Genomic DNA, 15,596 nt, shown 5'->3' with positions numbered 1-15,596 from the left:
GGAAAAAGTGGGCTATTTCACGCTTACGAATACAGTGATAAGAGATTTGGAAGCAATGACTCAGCTTGATTTAGCGTTTGATTATTTAAGCAACTTAACACATAAAAATGCAGAATATTAACCGTAAAAAAACCGAGCATAATAGCTCGGTTTTAAGATTCATAACGTATCAATAACTAAGCGATGATTTCCCAACTGTGGGTCATTTCCACCCCTTTGCCTAGCATAAGACAAACTGAGCAGTACTTTTCTAACGAATCAGCGGTAACTTTTGCTACAACGTCTTGATCTAGATTTTCACCAGCCACTTCAAAGTGAATGTTGATTTTAGTAAACAAACGAGGTGCAGCTTCACGACGCTCTGCTGTAATACGAGCATTACATGACGTGACTTTTTGATTCGCGCTTTTCAAGCCATCCACCACATCAACAGAGCTACAACCACCAGCAGCCATCATCACCATTTCCATTGGGCTTGGCGCTGTGGCACCGCCACTACCGTCCATAACGACAGAGTGACCTGAATTTGAGTGGCCAAGGAATTTAAATCCCTCAACCCATTTGACTTGAGCTTCCATTATTTAACTCTCTGATAAGTGTGAAAACATCATAATACCAACATTAACGAGTGGAACGCCACACGTACCAATAGATACCCAATCCAAATGGCAATCGCGCTCATTACCGTACCGGCTAATATACACACGCCATCTTTTTCAATAATGCCAAGTGACAAACAAATCACAGCAAAGTTAGGGGCGAAGTTCACAAAAGGCAGAGGTAATACCGATACTAACGCCAACACACAAATGAGTCCGCCGATCATACGGCGAATCATTGAACCGCATAATGGCTCCCAACGCGGCTTAACGTATTTTTCTAATCGCTGTAACCAAGGTTGAAGCTCTTCAATAAAATGCAGTGTTTTTTGCTGATCTAAGTAACGCTTACGAGCAAACGCAGGCAAACGAGGCGCGGTAAAACCCAGGGCCATTTGCAGGCCTAGCCAAAAAATGGCGAACCCAGCAAGAAAAGAGATACCTGGAATCAAACCTATCAAGCTCAGCAGAATAAGTAAGGCGCCATAAGAGCGGCGCTTAAGCAGCTCAAGCAATGAGCCAATAGAAATTTCTGATTCTGGGAATTCCTTCAAAATCCGAATCAAAAAATAAGATGTTTTTTCCACATAACCACCGATAGGATGAAAGGCTCTGTCACAGATGACAGCAGACAGAATGCCAGCACATTAACAAGAGTCATGGTAGCTGGCAACAGGTGTAACCATAAAGTAGTAACAGCGTGTAACCATCGAAGGCCCTTCTAACCCATTATCGGATTAAAATTTGATAGAAAAAGCAATCAAAACAAGGAGTAGCTTAGCTTTCACTATTTATTCGAATGAAAAAACTATTGCGCGGTGATCACCACATTAGCGAGCACGAATGGTAAATAAATGACCACAGTTGGTATAACACACGTTCTTGTTGCTTTAATAACAAACACGCAGACAAGAAAAACCCCACCAAGCTGACACTTGGTGGGGGTAGTTCTTACTTGCAGCAATCCCGCTACGAAAGGTGCTCCCTGCATCCAATCCCTGATAGTTTGCTGAATCCTTCAGCGCATTCCATTTCATCGCCATCCTAGCGGTGTCCATGTCTCTGCCATCCTAGCAGACGCGCCTTTTATCCTTAAAAGTCCACAATCTCAAAAAGTAATAACCATTCTGGCTAAACGTGTTCGACTGTGTATTTGCGTTCCTTGCCGACCTTTCATCCTGAAATGCCGAATCTTCTTCCTGAAGATGACCAATCCCTGGGTCTTTCCTGTTCCGTATCAGCGTCCTGCCGATGAATACAGAATACCCCATAAGTATTATGACACAACCCAGACAAACAAAAACCTCACTGCACCAAGACAAAGCAAAGGCAATTAATTACGATAAAACAATATATTAGATTTCTTCATCGGCACATATCACGCGTAAAATAACTCATTTTCCTACGCACCTTGTAAGAGATCTCTTACACGAACCATGGACAAATTGCCATTTTTCACCAAACTAGTGCAATTTTGACCTGACATTGTGCGTAAAAACCCACCAAATGTGCTTTATAGAGGGCCTAACAGCATAAAAATGCTGGTTTTCCTAGGTTATATAAAGAATAATTTCACAACGAATGGCGAAGCGCTTATCGTTAAGAAACCAAATACAGGCGTGACTTACTGATAAAGTAACGTCTACGCTTCTATTAAATAGAAAACATGACAGAAACCGCTTTGGCTGGTGATGTTGTATAAATGAGTTAACCACACTCACTGCGACATTTGTTAAGGAACCAAAATATGATTTCAAAATGGGCACAACGCTTTTACCAAATGGCAGAACTTGTTAGCTCTTGGAGTAAAGATCCATCGACACAAGTTGGCGCTGTCATTGTCAAACAAAACCGCATTGTTTCAGTGGGCTTCAACGGTTATCCACATGGCATTTCAGACAGTGCCAATACAGACGACCGTGATATGAAATACCTCAAAACATTGCATGCTGAGGAAAATGCCATCCTGTTTGCTAAACGTGATTTAGATGGCTGTGAAATTTATGTCACTCACTTTCCTTGTCCTAACTGCGCTGCAAAAATCATTCAAACTGGGATTGCAGCAGTGCACTGCCCCGAACAGAATGAAGAATTTTTATCTCGTTGGGGAGACAAAATCAAAGTAAGCCAAGAGATGTTTTTACAGGCAGGAGTGAAAGTTAACTGGCTACCACCATCAGAGCTAGTTGCCTTCACTAATGTCCCTTCTGTCGGCGAATAGCGTCTTATTTGTGAGATCCTGTTAAAAAGAACGCCCTTATGCCGAGTTATTCATCAACAAGGGCTCTTTTTTTCAGTTCATAACGTCTAGACTGGGGTTTAAACAAGAGGCGTGCTGTTTACGCCTCCTTTACCCGTTAGGATGTTACATGGCCCTCTTTCCCCAGCATCGCCACCCTATTTTGCTCAAGGCAATTACGCCTATCCTCTACTTGCTGGGTTTGTCTCTCATTACGCATTCCTTATTCGTTGATCATCTTCAATTAGGACATCAACGATTAGCCTATTTTAGTTTAACGTTTGGGCTGTTAATGACATTGGGCTGGCTAACTCAGCGTCACCGATTGCGTCAAGCATGTGCTTTTGTATCACTTTGTGTCTTAATCGTTAGTCCTCTAGCACATCCCAATCAACATCTACCTATCTCCGATACCTATTTTCTTGTGCCACTTTGTTATCTTCTTTTGCTACGCGGCTTTGCATGGCCAATCGTCAGTTCATTAGCCGTTTTGACGGCCTGTTTTCCTCAAAGCGTTACATTATCAACACGGCCATTTTGGGAAGATGCATTAGAATTGATCATCATTACTTCGTTTGCCACGTTGAGTCTCTCCTATCGCCACCGCCTGTATGCCCAAATTGAAAAGTTTCGTCGAGAAAGTATGACCGACTTTTTGACGGGCGTTGGCAATCGTAAAGCCTTTACTGAGCTACTAGAAAATATCGATACAGATCAAAACCTGCGCGGAGATTACGCCTTATTGGTGTTAGATATTGATAACTTTAAGCGCATTAACGACAGCTTAGGCCATGTTGCTGGTGATCAACTATTAACTAAGCTCACTTGTCGTTTAAAACAATTTTCTCTTAAGAACAATACGAACAAGAGCAACAATAGCCCAAGCGATGTTTATCGTCTTAGCGGTGATGAATTTGCGTTAGTCCTCCATGGTGATGACCTTAATCGTGCCCAACTGTTACCACTGGTACAAGAGATGGTCACACACTGTCAGCAAGAGTATCGCGTTGCAAACGGTAGCTATTTCACCACAGTCAGCATTGGCATTGCCCTGTATAGCGATGCTGGCCAGCAGGTTGACCTTTGGTATCGAAATGCCGACGTGGCAATGTACCGCGCCAAACTGAAAGGGAAAAACCGTATTCAATGGTACGATCAACGGCTCGATGAAGAGATGATTCGCCATCATAAAATCGAGCAAGAACTCGCTTTTGTACTCAACAAAAAGCAGCTATCGCTTTATTACCAACCGAAAGTGGACATAAAAACCAATCGTATTGAACACGCTGAGGCATTGATCCGCTGGTTGCACCCACAATTAGGCATGATCACGCCCGATGAGTTCGTTAATGTGGCAGAAAAAAGCCAGCAAATCATTCCGATTGGACGTTGGGTGATTTATACCGCCTGTCAACAAGCGAAGGCCTGGTTTGAGGAAGGGCGTCAAGTGTGCATTGCAGTCAATGTTTCGACCATCCAGTTTCTCTATGATGACATCATTGATGTGGTTACCAATGCATTAAAAACGTACCAATTGCCGCCACAACTATTACAGCTAGAGATTACAGAAACCACGTTAATGACGGAACTGTCGCGTGTAACAGATACCTGTCAGAAATTACGTGCAATGGGCGTACAAATTGCGATCGATGATTTTGGGACCGCCTACTCCTCATTGAACTACCTCAAGCAGTTGCCCATCGACATGATCAAAATTGATAAGTCATTTATCGATGAGTGCGTACACGACAAAGACAGCCACATGATATTACGCACCATCATTCAGCTAGGTCACAACTTAGACAAAAAAGTGATCGCTGAAGGCGTCAACTCACAAGCACAGCTTGCCTTACTACATCAAGAGCAGTGCGATCTATACCAAGGTTATTTATGCTCTCCACCGCTGCCCGCCGATAGCTTTTACCAATTAGTGCATCAATACCCGCTTGATAAGAAGACAGCGTAACTCAGCTCTCGATTTGCTTTTGCCATTAGCTCTGTTCAAATACATTCAGTTCATTTAGAACATCAAAGAGTTGCTGAGATTTGTACGGTTTGGGTAGATAAGCATCCATCCCCGCATCAAAACAGTTAGCAATATCTTCATCCAATACGCTGGCAGTCAATGCGATGATCGGCAAGCGCCGTTGTTTCTCGATTTTTTCCCATTGGCGAATTTTGCGCGTCGCAGAAAGGCCATCCATCACAGGCATCATACAATCCATTAAAACAGCACAAAATACACCGCCTTGGGTAATAATATCGACAGCCTCCTGACCGTTGCTGACAATCACATAATCCAACCCAGCTTTTTCGAGAAAGAAACTGGCAATCTTTTGGTTCATAAGATTGTCTTCTACGATCAATATTCGATTCAAATGCCCTACTTTCAAATTAACATCATCACCATTGAGCGCCCCTAGCGCCGAAGTCGTATCACTATTGGGCACAAGTGCTCTTAAAGCCCGCTCGAAACGCTGCCCCATCAAAGGTAGCGTAATCTGGCTATGGAACGGAATGGAAAACTCTCTATTCACAAAAAGGTGATGCTGTAACAAAATACGCTGAGCATCGGCAAAGGTACGCACTAACACTTCATTATCAGATCGAACACTGCGGGTGAGATTCTGACAATAAAGCACATACATAACATCTTTGGGTAACTCGGGGAGTTGATCCACACTGTTCGCTTGATAGAGTCGAAGCCCTAAACGTTGGCATTCACGCACCACCAAGGTTCGATAGTTAGACCCATTATGAATTAGCAGTGCACTGCCGGTTAATGGCGCAAACATGGGATAAGGTTGGCTAAGCTGTAAATCGACCGGTATAGAAAACTCAAATGTGCTCCCCTTACCGACTTCTGACGTTACATGAATTTCTCCATGCATCAGGTCCAGTAACTGCTTACAAATAGCCAAACCTAAACCAGTACCACCATAACGGCGCGTAATACTGCCATCTTCTTGGGTAAAGGGTTCAAAAATGGTAGCAAGCTTACTGTTATCAATGCCTTTGCCTGTATCAGAAACGCTAACATGGATTTTAGGCGCATCACCACCAAAATAAGTGAGTTTGGTGGTCACATAGCCATCTTGGGTAAACTTCACCGAGTTAGAGAGCAAGTTCATTAAAATTTGCTTAACTCGAAACTCATCCGATACCACGCAACGCGGTAACGTGGGGTCAATATCCACATTGAGTTCAATATGTTGACTCACGGCTTTTGAATTAATCATATTGACCGAATCAAAGACCAATTCTGCCATATTAAAAGCATGATGAGTCAGTGATAAGTTGCCTGATTCGATTTTTGATAAGTCAAGAATATCGTTAATTAACACCAACAAAGAGTGGGATGAACTATCAATATCGAGCAAAATTTCACGCTGACTGGTATTCAACGTCGTGGCAGAAAAAATCTCGACCATTCCGATAATGCCATTCAATGGAGTACGAATTTCATGGGACATATTCGCCAAAAAGGCACTTTTTGCTCGGTTAGCCGACACTGCCGTTTCTTTAGCATCAACAAGTTCTTGTTCTCGCTGTTGAAGCTCTTTAACAAACTTATTGAGATCACGAGCGAAGTCAGATAATTCGTCATTACCTTCTACTGGAATCGCTTCAACCTCATCATGACCGTCACCCAAACGCCGCATCGCATACAAAATTCGGTTGAGCTTGGCGCTAATCCTAGAAAACGTGCCAAACCCTAACACCAATATCAACATATTGAGCACAGCAACACTACTTACAACAAACATAATGCGCTCTTGAATAAGTTCAATACGTTCATTGGCACGAGCGGCAACCCTCTCACCTACCTCATGGAAGAGAGCATATAGCTTGCTATTGTTGTTGAGCCAGATACTGTAAAAAGCCCTAAGGTCTTCTTCGGTCGGCTTAGTCCGCATAAATTCGCTCGGTAATCTCTCTTCAGAAATGCCCGCTTCGGTATTGAGTAAATGAAGTTCCGAGCCCCATGTTGGCGTCTCCCCCCAACTGCGAATGGCGAGTAACTGCGACCATAAATACGCTTTACGACCGGAAACAGTTTGGTATCGGCTAAGCCAATTATCATACTGAGCGGCATCGCTAGGTATGTCGCTCAGTAACCATGCTTGCTTATCCCGATAAAACAAAAATTGGCCAAACAATACATGCCATTTCTGCATCCATTGCAACGTTGGATCAAGTTGACCTTGGTTATCGTAGGGGAACAGATCGTATTGAAATCGAGTCATCAAACTCTGAACCAATGAAAAACCTTCTAATGTGTCTTCATACAGACTCTGATAATTATCAAATGTGGCCACTTGGGTCAGTTGACGCAAGCGGTTAATATCACTGAAAATAAGTTGCGAATCCGCCAGATCATCAATGTGAGACTCCATCTGAGATACCACATCTTCAAGACGAAAAAATAGCTGACCAATTTGGATTAAATTATCACTAAAGCTCTTGCTATCTATACGTGGATTGAGCAAATGAAAAATTTGTCCAGATACGTTAGTCGTTAAAGACAAGGCACTACTCTGCTGAGCCGCCCATTGATAAGCCGCTTGCTGATGTTTTAATTGTTGATAATAACCAACCGTCGCAACCGTAATCACTGTGATAGGCAGGCAACAGAGTAACAATAATCTCACTTTAACTGAAAAGCGTGATGCTCTGAGCATGGCAAAAATCCGTTCTATGAGTAACGTTTGTGATATACCCAAGTAACCTCAAGATGCGGTTTCAGCGAGAAGGTCATTTGGGTATAAGTTTCCTATAAAAAGAATAGACACTATTGGCACGAATGAAATCTCTAGCCCGCGGAATGTGTGATTTTTACGTTTTAATCTCTATACCCAAGTAACCTCAAGCTGCGGTTTCAGCGAGAAGGTATTCGCTTATAGGCAAGGCTCCGATTGGAATACCTAGTGATACTACGTAGAAAATCGGTAACGCTGCATAGGCGCGAATACAACTCTCCCCTTGGGAGCTCATCAACAAGCTGAATTTTGCATCTTAAGTTCATTGGGATATATATTTCAAAAACATGATCCCAATAAAATTATTCTTCTTAAATTTATGATTCGGTTATTTAAAATCAACATGATGATGTCAGATTGAGCATTTAGACTAGAAATATCATTTTAACAGTTTGAGTTAATTGACATACTTGTTTCAATATATGAATATGGACTAACAGTTAAACGTTTACAAAGGATTGATGATGTTAACTTATAAACCATTACAGCAATATGGTCATTGGCATATATTTTTTTTGTATCCCAAGCAATAGTACGGACTCTATTCTCTATGCAGTGGTCATTTCGCTCTCTAGCCCGTTCATTTTCATTGTTTAATCTTGCCCCCGTGTCAACTCATTTGGCTCTCTGTTTCTCTTCTTTAGTTATTTATGTTTACTTTGCGATAGCCTTCAGTAATACCTATTTTAATCACGTAGGGCATCAATCTATTGACTACATCAATAACATATTGATAACAACCCAACAGCAAACACGTTTTATTTTAGATAATTATCAAGATAAAACATGCGAAGAAACTATAGGACAATTACGCACAGCGACGTTTAACTCAAACTACGCCAAAGAAATTGGGATATTTGACCCTAAAGGCATTATTTTCTGCACCAACAATAATAACGAAGCAGATATCAAATTATTTCGAAGTATTACAGAACGACTGAATAACGCTCCCAATCATGAAACGCTTTCCTTCACTCGAGGAGCTCTCACTAGGGAATATACCATTTTATATTTATTTGCTAATCAAGAACGTTATGGTTTAAGTATTAGTATTCCGCCTAGATATTTGGTACGTGATATTCAAATGAGGCTATTACCACATAATTTGAATTTTGCGATGTTTATTAATAAACATAAAGTATCGTCAGGTAATAACAACCATAACATACTGCGCCAAATGATGTTTGAGTCAAAGCTCTTCCCTGTTCAAGTTGAACTCCACCTTTCATTTTATACTTATGCTCATTATCTATTTACCTATAGCTGGCTTTTCCTCGTTCTTTATCTCATCATACTGATTAACCATCTTCATAAACGTCGCTTAAACGCAGAAAAACTAAGCTTAGAATATGCAGTTGTAAATGCCATTAAAAACAGAGAGTTAAACACTTACTTCCAACCCATCATTGATACACAAACGGAACTTCCCATCGGCTGCGAAGCATTAACTCGCTGGAACCACCCCACGCAAGGAAATATTCCACCGGATGTTTTTATTCCTCTAATACAACGCACTGGTCATATTCGGGAGTTAACCGAATTAGTGATAGAACAGTGCATTTTAATGCATCAACACTATCCAGAAACGATGCAAAACAAATACGTAAGCATCAATATTGATCGCGAGTTGTTATTAACGGAATCGTTCACTCAATATATTGGTGAATTGGTTTTATCACACCCTAAGTTTAGTGATTGGTTCGCTTTTGAAATAACCGAAAATGGTAATTTCTCAGCCCAAGAACTGGCTATAGTGTCAAAAAATATTGCTCGTTTACATGCATTAAAAATCCGTCTTTTCGTGGACGACTTTGGCACCGGCTATTCTGGGTTAGATTTTGTGCGTCAATTTGCGTTTCATACCATGAAAATAGACAAGGTATTCATTAAAAACTTAGGTCATGAGCCGCACCTTACAATGTTACTAGAATCGATGTTGCAAATCTCTGATTCCCTCAACATGAAGGCCATTGTCGAAGGTGTTGAAACCCATGAACAATTGATGATACTCAAGCAAATGCGGGTTTCTTATATTCAGGGATTTTACTTCTCTAAAGCCCTACCTGCTGATGATTTAATTGCTTATTTCAATGAACGTCATGCGCAGCCGCTCATACCTCTCAACACCTCTGGTTGCTAAATATATCGTTTTAAAGCCCATAAAAAAACAGCCGACCACAATGGTCGGCTGTTTGGCATCAATGAGAGGAGCCAATATTAGTTTTGTTGAACTGGAATTGAGCGTGATGCATTTGCGTGGTCAGATTTAGGTGTACCAGGCATTTTAATGGTGATAGCCATTACAAGAGACACCACCAATAGAGCTAGCATCACGTAAAACGTTGCTACGAAACCACCAAACAGTGAAGCGATGATTGAACCTGCGAAACTGCCCACACCGAAGCCTAGGTAAATCAAACCGTAGTTTTTCGTTACGTTGTTCAGACCAAAGAAGTCGCTCACTAATGAAGGGTAAACGGTAATCGTGCCACCGAAGCTAAACGCGATACACGCAACAGCAAAGAAGAAGCTTAGGCTGTTTAGGTGAAGGAACAGCAGTGAACTTACACCAACCAGACAAACCACTAAGGCTAATGCAATAACACGGATACGAGCAACGCGGTCGGACATGATACCCAGCACTAGGCGACCCATTAGGTTAGCTACTGCGATAACCGCTACTGCAGAGGCAGCTGTCGAACCATCTAGGTGAACGTAGTTTTGGCCGACATCTTTTGCAACACCGATAACGTATAGACCAGACATACACACGGTTAGGAACATCACAGCCAACATCCAAAATTGAGACGTTTTAATCGCTTCCGCAAGCGTGAAGTCATGCGTTACTTCGGCTGTATCTTCAGCATCAGCAGCTTTCGCTGTCTGTTTAGGCGCATCGGTCATCATCAAACCACCGATAATCACCATTACCATAGCCAAACCACCCCATAGGTTGAAGGTTTGCGCTAGACCAAAATGCTCTAGTAAGTACATATTAATGAATTTAAAGCCCAAGCTGCCAAGACCGTATGCACCGATAGCACATGCAGAAGCAAGGCCTTTACGTTCTGGGAAGAACTTAACGCAGTTAGTTAGTGTCATTAGGTAGCCGGTACCATCAGCAAAACCAACCAACAGCCCTGCAAATAGGTAAAGCATGAATAGGTTTGATGCATGGGCAGTCAATACAAGGCTAACACCCAAAAGTAGGCCTGCACCAATGGTCACGTTACGAACACCGAAACGCTCTTGCAGCTTACCTGAAAGCGATGAAGCAACCGCCAGAGCTAGACTTAAGATACCAAAAGAGAACGCCACTTGGCTGATTGGATCACCCAGTTTTTCAGATAAAGGAGAGTTGAATAGACTCCAAGTATAAACAGAGCCTAAGGCAAATTGTGTCAGCACTGTGCCGGCCAAAGTCAGCATTCTTTTACTGTTTGAAAGCTGTGTATTCATAGCAAAACTCCAAGAGTAGAGAAGATATTCAGTGGACCAAAACCACCTCATTTGCTTACAGAATACAAAGCGCTAAACGGGATACAATAGGTTGGCGAAAGTATAAAATGAAATGCAATTCACGGGAATGAATTGCATTATTTAGGCATGAATTACAGGTGCATCATTTCACGGAAGGCTTTTATGTTACCGCGACTGACTGGCACTTTTTCTTTGATGTCGTGAAGCTTAAGCATATAGGTGCTGTTCATCCAAGGGATGATTTCTGCAATGCATTTTAAGTTTACACAGTAGGAACGATGACAACGGAAAAACTGATTTTCAGGTAATTTTTCCATCAATTCACTGATGCTATACGGCACCGAAAACTCCCCGTCTGCAGTAAAGACCAAGGTGATTTTTTCCTGCGCCTCTGCATACCGAACCTCTTCTACGGGAGTGACACATATGCGGTTGTCTTTCATCAAGTTAATTGTGTCTGGGCGACTTTCTATCGCCTCTTCAACCATCACAGGCTCATTGGCCAATGCCACGCTTTCAAGCTTGCTTAACAGCCGCTTTACTCGCTCTTCGTTTAGTGGCTTGAGCAGATAATCAAACGCTTCAAGTTCAAATGCATCCACTGCAAATTCTTTATACGCGGTCGTAAAGACAATATGCGGTTTTTGGGAAAATTGATGGATATTGCGCGCCAATAACATCCCATCAATGGATGGAATGTTGATATCCAAAAACACCACATCAACCTTGTTTTGCTGCAGATATTTAAACGCTTCAAGGCCATCATCAAATGCGGCCACCACTTCAATTTGACTATAAGTTTGAACCAGATAAGTCAGCTCTTCGCGAGCAAGATATTCATCTTCGACAATTAACGCTTTTAGCATAATTTACCCGATGTTATTAACGTAAAAAGAAATTTCTGTACCAGGATTCAGGCGCTCAATCGTCAACCCTTGCCCATAAAGTAAAGCCACGCGTTGGTGAACATTCACCAATCCGATACGATGGCTATCCATGGTGCCTTTGTAGACTTTATTGATCACTTCTTGGCGAATACCCACACCAGAGTCTTTAATCATCACTTGAGCACGCTCGCCGTCTCGTTTGACCGAAATGGTCACTTGCGCGGGAGCCCCCAGCGGCACGACTCCGTGCTGAATCGCATTCTCCACCAGCGGTTGAATCAATAATGGCGGAATCGCAAAATGGATGGGATCCACATCAAAGATCACTTCCAGTTTGTTACCAAACCGCGCTTGCTCTATCGCAACATAGTCTCGCACCTGTTGCAGCTCTTCTTGGATATCAATTAAATCGTCGCCCTTTTCCAAATTAAAGCGCAAAAAGTCCGCCAAGTTAGCAATCAACTGACGCGCTTTATCGGGCTGAATTCGCACCAGCGTCGAAATAGCATTTAGCGCATTAAACAAAAAATGCGGGTTAATTTTATTTTGTAATGCTGAGAATTCAGCTTTACTCGCCATGGTTTTAAGCTGGTCGATTTTGGACACTTCGATTTGTGTTGAAATCAGTTGTGATAAACCAATCGCCATTTCCCTTAACGCTTGGCGAATACGGTGTGGCTGACAATAGAAAATTTTCAGCGTGCCCGTAACTTGGCCATTTTCCCATAAAGGAATGATCAGCAATGAGTGGAAATCATGCACATTCAAATCGTTACTGATGATCTGTTTTCCCAAGTTCACCGCTTGCTGCGTCATGTAACTGATTTTGTGGTGGGCATCGAGGAAATTCTCCTGACCGATACCTACATAAGCTTTAACATCTTGGGTGTCGGTAATCGCCACCGCATCTGCCTCAGTTTCTTTGCGAATAATCGCACACACTTTGGTTAGCGAGTCGCGATCGGCTTTACGAAAATGCGGTAAGGTTTTATTCGCAATGTTAAGCGCCAATTTCGCTTGCAGCGCTGCCACTTTATCTTTTTCTTCATCGAGATCTTGAACCAAGATAATAATAAGACCAATACACACCGCGCCAATGATCATCGGCATTGCGATTTCGCGCACGATGGATTGTGCCAGTGCAACGTCATCATTTAGCAGCAAGATAAGCGCCATGGTGATCGCTTCACAGAACATCCCGGCAGCAATCCCCCACTTAGCGTACTGCCCCTTAGGACAACGAGCGTGAATCCACGTTGCTAAAAGACCGGCCATGATACTGGTGATTAAACAGGCTTGCGAGGTTGGGCCGTTCATATCAATTAAGTAGCGGTGCACGCCAGATACTAAACCAGCGGGAATACCAACCCAAGGGCCAAAGAGAATGCCGCCAGACAATATCGCGATAATGCGCACATTGACCAGGGAACCAGACACATTCAACCCAGTGTAAGTACTAAACACCGCAAAAAAGATAAACAACCCAGACACAATGGCGGTTTCAAAAGGGCGACGGTGACGTTTAATAACAATGGATTGGAATAGATGAGTACGTGTTAGCAAAAACAGTGTCATGAGCATTAGGGCTGCTCGTTCAAACACCGCTAGCAACATCATAAGTTGTTCGATATACACCTTGACCTCAGGCCTTGGGACAAAAAGTGACTGTATACTAAAAGTAAAATGTGATCCACTTCATGAGGTGTATCAAAGAGATGTCAAATTATGAATAGCTCGTTGCAGTTAAAACGAGCTATTCACCTATTGATAGAAGTGCTTACGCAGCAAGGATGGTATTGAGGTCTTGCTCTGGTGTGCTGATCGCACGCAAATCAAACTTCTCTTGAATGATCGCCAGCAAATTATCCGTTAGGAATGGTGGCACAGTCGGCCCTGCGTAAATGCCCTTAATGCCCAATGCAAATAAGGTTAGCAGAATCACAATCGCTTTTTGTTCAAACCAAGACAACACTAATGTCAACGGTAGGTCGTTTACGCCACAATCAAATTCATTACTCAGTGCCAAGGCAAGCTGAATGGCAGAATACGCATCATTACATTGGCCCACATCGAGCAGACGTGGAATACCATTAATGTCACCAAGATCTTTGGTATTAAAGCGGTATTTGCCACACGCCAAGGTTAAAATTAGGCTGTCTTTTGGTGCTTGTTCGACAAAATCGGTGTAGTAGTGACGCTCTGGACGATAGCCATCACATCCCCCTACAAGGAAGAAGTGACTGATATTGCCTTGTTTGATTTGGTCAATCACCGCAGGAGCGGCAGCCATCAACGCGTTACGACCAAAGCCAACTGTAATCCAATGTTCAATTTCATCGTATTGGAACCCCGGCAAAGCCAGCGCGCATTCAATAGCAGCAGAAAAATCATCCCCTTCTATATGCGCAACACCCGGCCATCCCACAATAGAACGGGTAAAAATGCGATCCGCGTACTGGCCAACTTCTGGGTTAAGCAGACAGTTAGATGTCATGACAATCGCCCCCGGGAAATTGGCGAACTCTTTTTGCTGGTTTTGCCATGCACTACCGTAGTTACCCACTAAATGAGGGTATTTTTTCAATTGTGGATACGCATGTGCAGGCAGCATTTCACCATTGGTATACACATTGATGCCTTTGCCTTCCGTCTGCTGTAGGATCTTCTCTAGATCATGCAGGTCATGACCTGACACCAAAATGCATTTGCCTTTAACCGGTTTTACATTCACTTGGGTCGGTTCAGGGTGACCAAAGGTTGTGGTTTCGCCTTCATCGAGCATCTGCATGATGCGATAGTTCATTAAGCCAATTTGCATTGACGTATCTAACAGAGCGCCAAGATCTTCAGGCTCTGCGGCAAGCCATGCCATAAGCTCGTGATATTGACCGTACACCTCAGCGTTGGTTTGGCCTAATACTCGTGCGTGTTCCAGATAAGCCGCCGCACCTTTTAGACCGTATAAACACAGCAAACGTAGGCCAATCACATCTTCGTGCACCTTATCTTTGCCTCGGTTCACTGCCGCTTGAGGCGCAAACTCAAGAAGCTCGTCATAGTCGGTCGGTAATACCATGGTTGCGGCTAGCGGAATATGAGTAAGCTCTACGTCTTGGGTCATCGCTGCACTTTTTACCAACGAGGCCAACGTTTGTTTAAAGTGCTCTGCCTCAGCTGCGAGTTCCATAATGCGCAAAGGATCAAAGTTCACGTTTGTCAGTGTCGCGAAAAACGCTTGTGGTGCCCAATGGTCGACTTGTTCTGTCGTTAAACCTAACAAGCGTGCTTGATCCGCCCAGTAGGAAACCCCTTGTAAGGAATACACTAAGACATCTTGCAAATCCGATACTTCTGCGGTTTTCCCACACACACCACGTGTGTATGAACACCCTTTGCCAGTTGGGGTTTGGACGGTTTGTTCACATTGGATACAAAACATATTAGCTCTCCAGTTAATCACGCTCTATGGCGCATTTGATACAGGGTCGGTAGTCACATAATCCATCTGCTTGTTTTGTCTATTAAAACCGCAAACGAACTACCGATGATGGAGAACCTATGGCACAATGCATGCCAAAATTTAACTCATTGAAAGTATTATAATTTATATATAACCCTACCATTAAAATGG

At 42.8% G+C, this 15,596-nt stretch carries 12 protein-coding genes; 3 read left to right on the top strand and 9 right to left on the bottom strand.

What is annotated here, in order from left to right:
• Positions 1-176: 176 nt before the first annotated feature.
• The 3 genes from JCM16456_RS18285 to JCM16456_RS23850 form a co-directional block, all read right to left on the bottom strand.
• A complete protein-coding gene (locus JCM16456_RS18285) occupies positions 177-578 on the bottom strand; it encodes an OsmC family protein (protein WP_068717200.1) in 402 nt (133 codons plus the stop codon).
• Positions 579-607: 29 nt separating this feature from the next.
• Positions 608-1,186, bottom strand: coding sequence for an exopolysaccharide biosynthesis protein (locus tag JCM16456_RS18280; protein ID WP_225249668.1), 579 nt, complete (start codon positions 1,184-1,186; stop codon positions 608-610).
• 303 nt (positions 1,187-1,489) lie between these two features.
• Positions 1,490-1,657, bottom strand: coding sequence for a hypothetical protein (locus tag JCM16456_RS23850; protein ID WP_156430596.1), 168 nt, complete (start codon positions 1,655-1,657; stop codon positions 1,490-1,492).
• A 689-nt stretch (positions 1,658-2,346) separates the two neighbouring features.
• Here JCM16456_RS23850 and JCM16456_RS18275 point away from each other — a divergent pair.
• Together JCM16456_RS18275 and JCM16456_RS18270 are read left to right on the top strand one after the other, a co-directional pair.
• Complete coding sequence (locus tag JCM16456_RS18275) at positions 2,347-2,820, top strand: dCMP deaminase family protein (protein ID WP_068717196.1); 474 nt, start codon at positions 2,347-2,349, stop codon at positions 2,818-2,820.
• Between the two features lie 148 nt (positions 2,821-2,968).
• A complete protein-coding gene (locus tag JCM16456_RS18270) occupies positions 2,969-4,804 on the top strand; it encodes a putative bifunctional diguanylate cyclase/phosphodiesterase (protein WP_068717194.1) in 1,836 nt (611 codons plus the stop codon).
• A 25-nt stretch (positions 4,805-4,829) separates the two neighbouring features.
• Here the strand turns inward: JCM16456_RS18270 and JCM16456_RS18265 are convergent, their stop codons facing one another.
• Both JCM16456_RS18265 and JCM16456_RS24375 read right to left on the bottom strand, forming a co-directional pair.
• The gene (locus tag JCM16456_RS18265; protein WP_068717193.1) at positions 4,830-7,520 is read right to left on the bottom strand and encodes a hybrid sensor histidine kinase/response regulator; all 2,691 of its coding nucleotides are present in this window, start codon (positions 7,518-7,520) and stop codon (positions 4,830-4,832) included.
• 184 nt (positions 7,521-7,704) lie between these two features.
• Complete coding sequence (locus JCM16456_RS24375) at positions 7,705-7,833, bottom strand: hypothetical protein (protein WP_269450986.1); 129 nt, start codon at positions 7,831-7,833, stop codon at positions 7,705-7,707.
• A 315-nt stretch (positions 7,834-8,148) separates the two neighbouring features.
• Between JCM16456_RS24375 and JCM16456_RS18260 the strand changes: the two genes are divergently transcribed.
• Positions 8,149-9,738 carry an EAL domain-containing protein gene (locus tag JCM16456_RS18260; protein ID WP_068717191.1) on the top strand — a complete coding sequence of 530 codons (1,590 nt, stop codon included), beginning with the start codon at positions 8,149-8,151 and terminating at the stop codon, positions 9,736-9,738.
• A 77-nt stretch (positions 9,739-9,815) separates the two neighbouring features.
• Here JCM16456_RS18260 and JCM16456_RS18255 read toward each other — a convergent pair whose 3' ends face one another.
• The 4 genes from JCM16456_RS18255 to hcp form a co-directional block, all read right to left on the bottom strand.
• Complete coding sequence (locus JCM16456_RS18255) at positions 9,816-11,057, bottom strand: L-lactate MFS transporter (protein WP_068717188.1); 1,242 nt, start codon at positions 11,055-11,057, stop codon at positions 9,816-9,818.
• A gap of 152 nt (positions 11,058-11,209) precedes the next feature.
• Positions 11,210-11,944 carry a LytR/AlgR family response regulator transcription factor gene (locus JCM16456_RS18250; RefSeq protein ID WP_068717186.1) on the bottom strand — a complete coding sequence of 245 codons (735 nt, stop codon included), beginning with the start codon at positions 11,942-11,944 and terminating at the stop codon, positions 11,210-11,212.
• A gap of 3 nt (positions 11,945-11,947) precedes the next feature.
• On the bottom strand, positions 11,948-13,582 hold the full coding sequence (locus tag JCM16456_RS18245) for a LytS/YhcK type 5TM receptor domain-containing protein (RefSeq protein WP_068717184.1): 1,635 nt from the start codon (positions 13,580-13,582) through the stop codon (positions 11,948-11,950).
• Between the two features lie 160 nt (positions 13,583-13,742).
• Positions 13,743-15,404: a hydroxylamine reductase gene (gene hcp / locus JCM16456_RS18240; RefSeq protein WP_068717182.1), complete on the bottom strand. Its 1,662-nt coding sequence runs from the start codon at positions 15,402-15,404 to the stop codon at positions 13,743-13,745.
• Positions 15,405-15,596 lie beyond the last annotated feature (192 nt).

The sequence above is a fragment of the Vibrio tritonius genome (assembly GCF_001547935.1).
Lineage (GTDB): Bacteria > Pseudomonadota > Gammaproteobacteria > Enterobacterales > Vibrionaceae > Vibrio > Vibrio tritonius.
The sequence above is the reverse complement of the archived record's forward strand: the minus strand, read 5'-3'. Positions and strand labels throughout refer to the sequence as shown.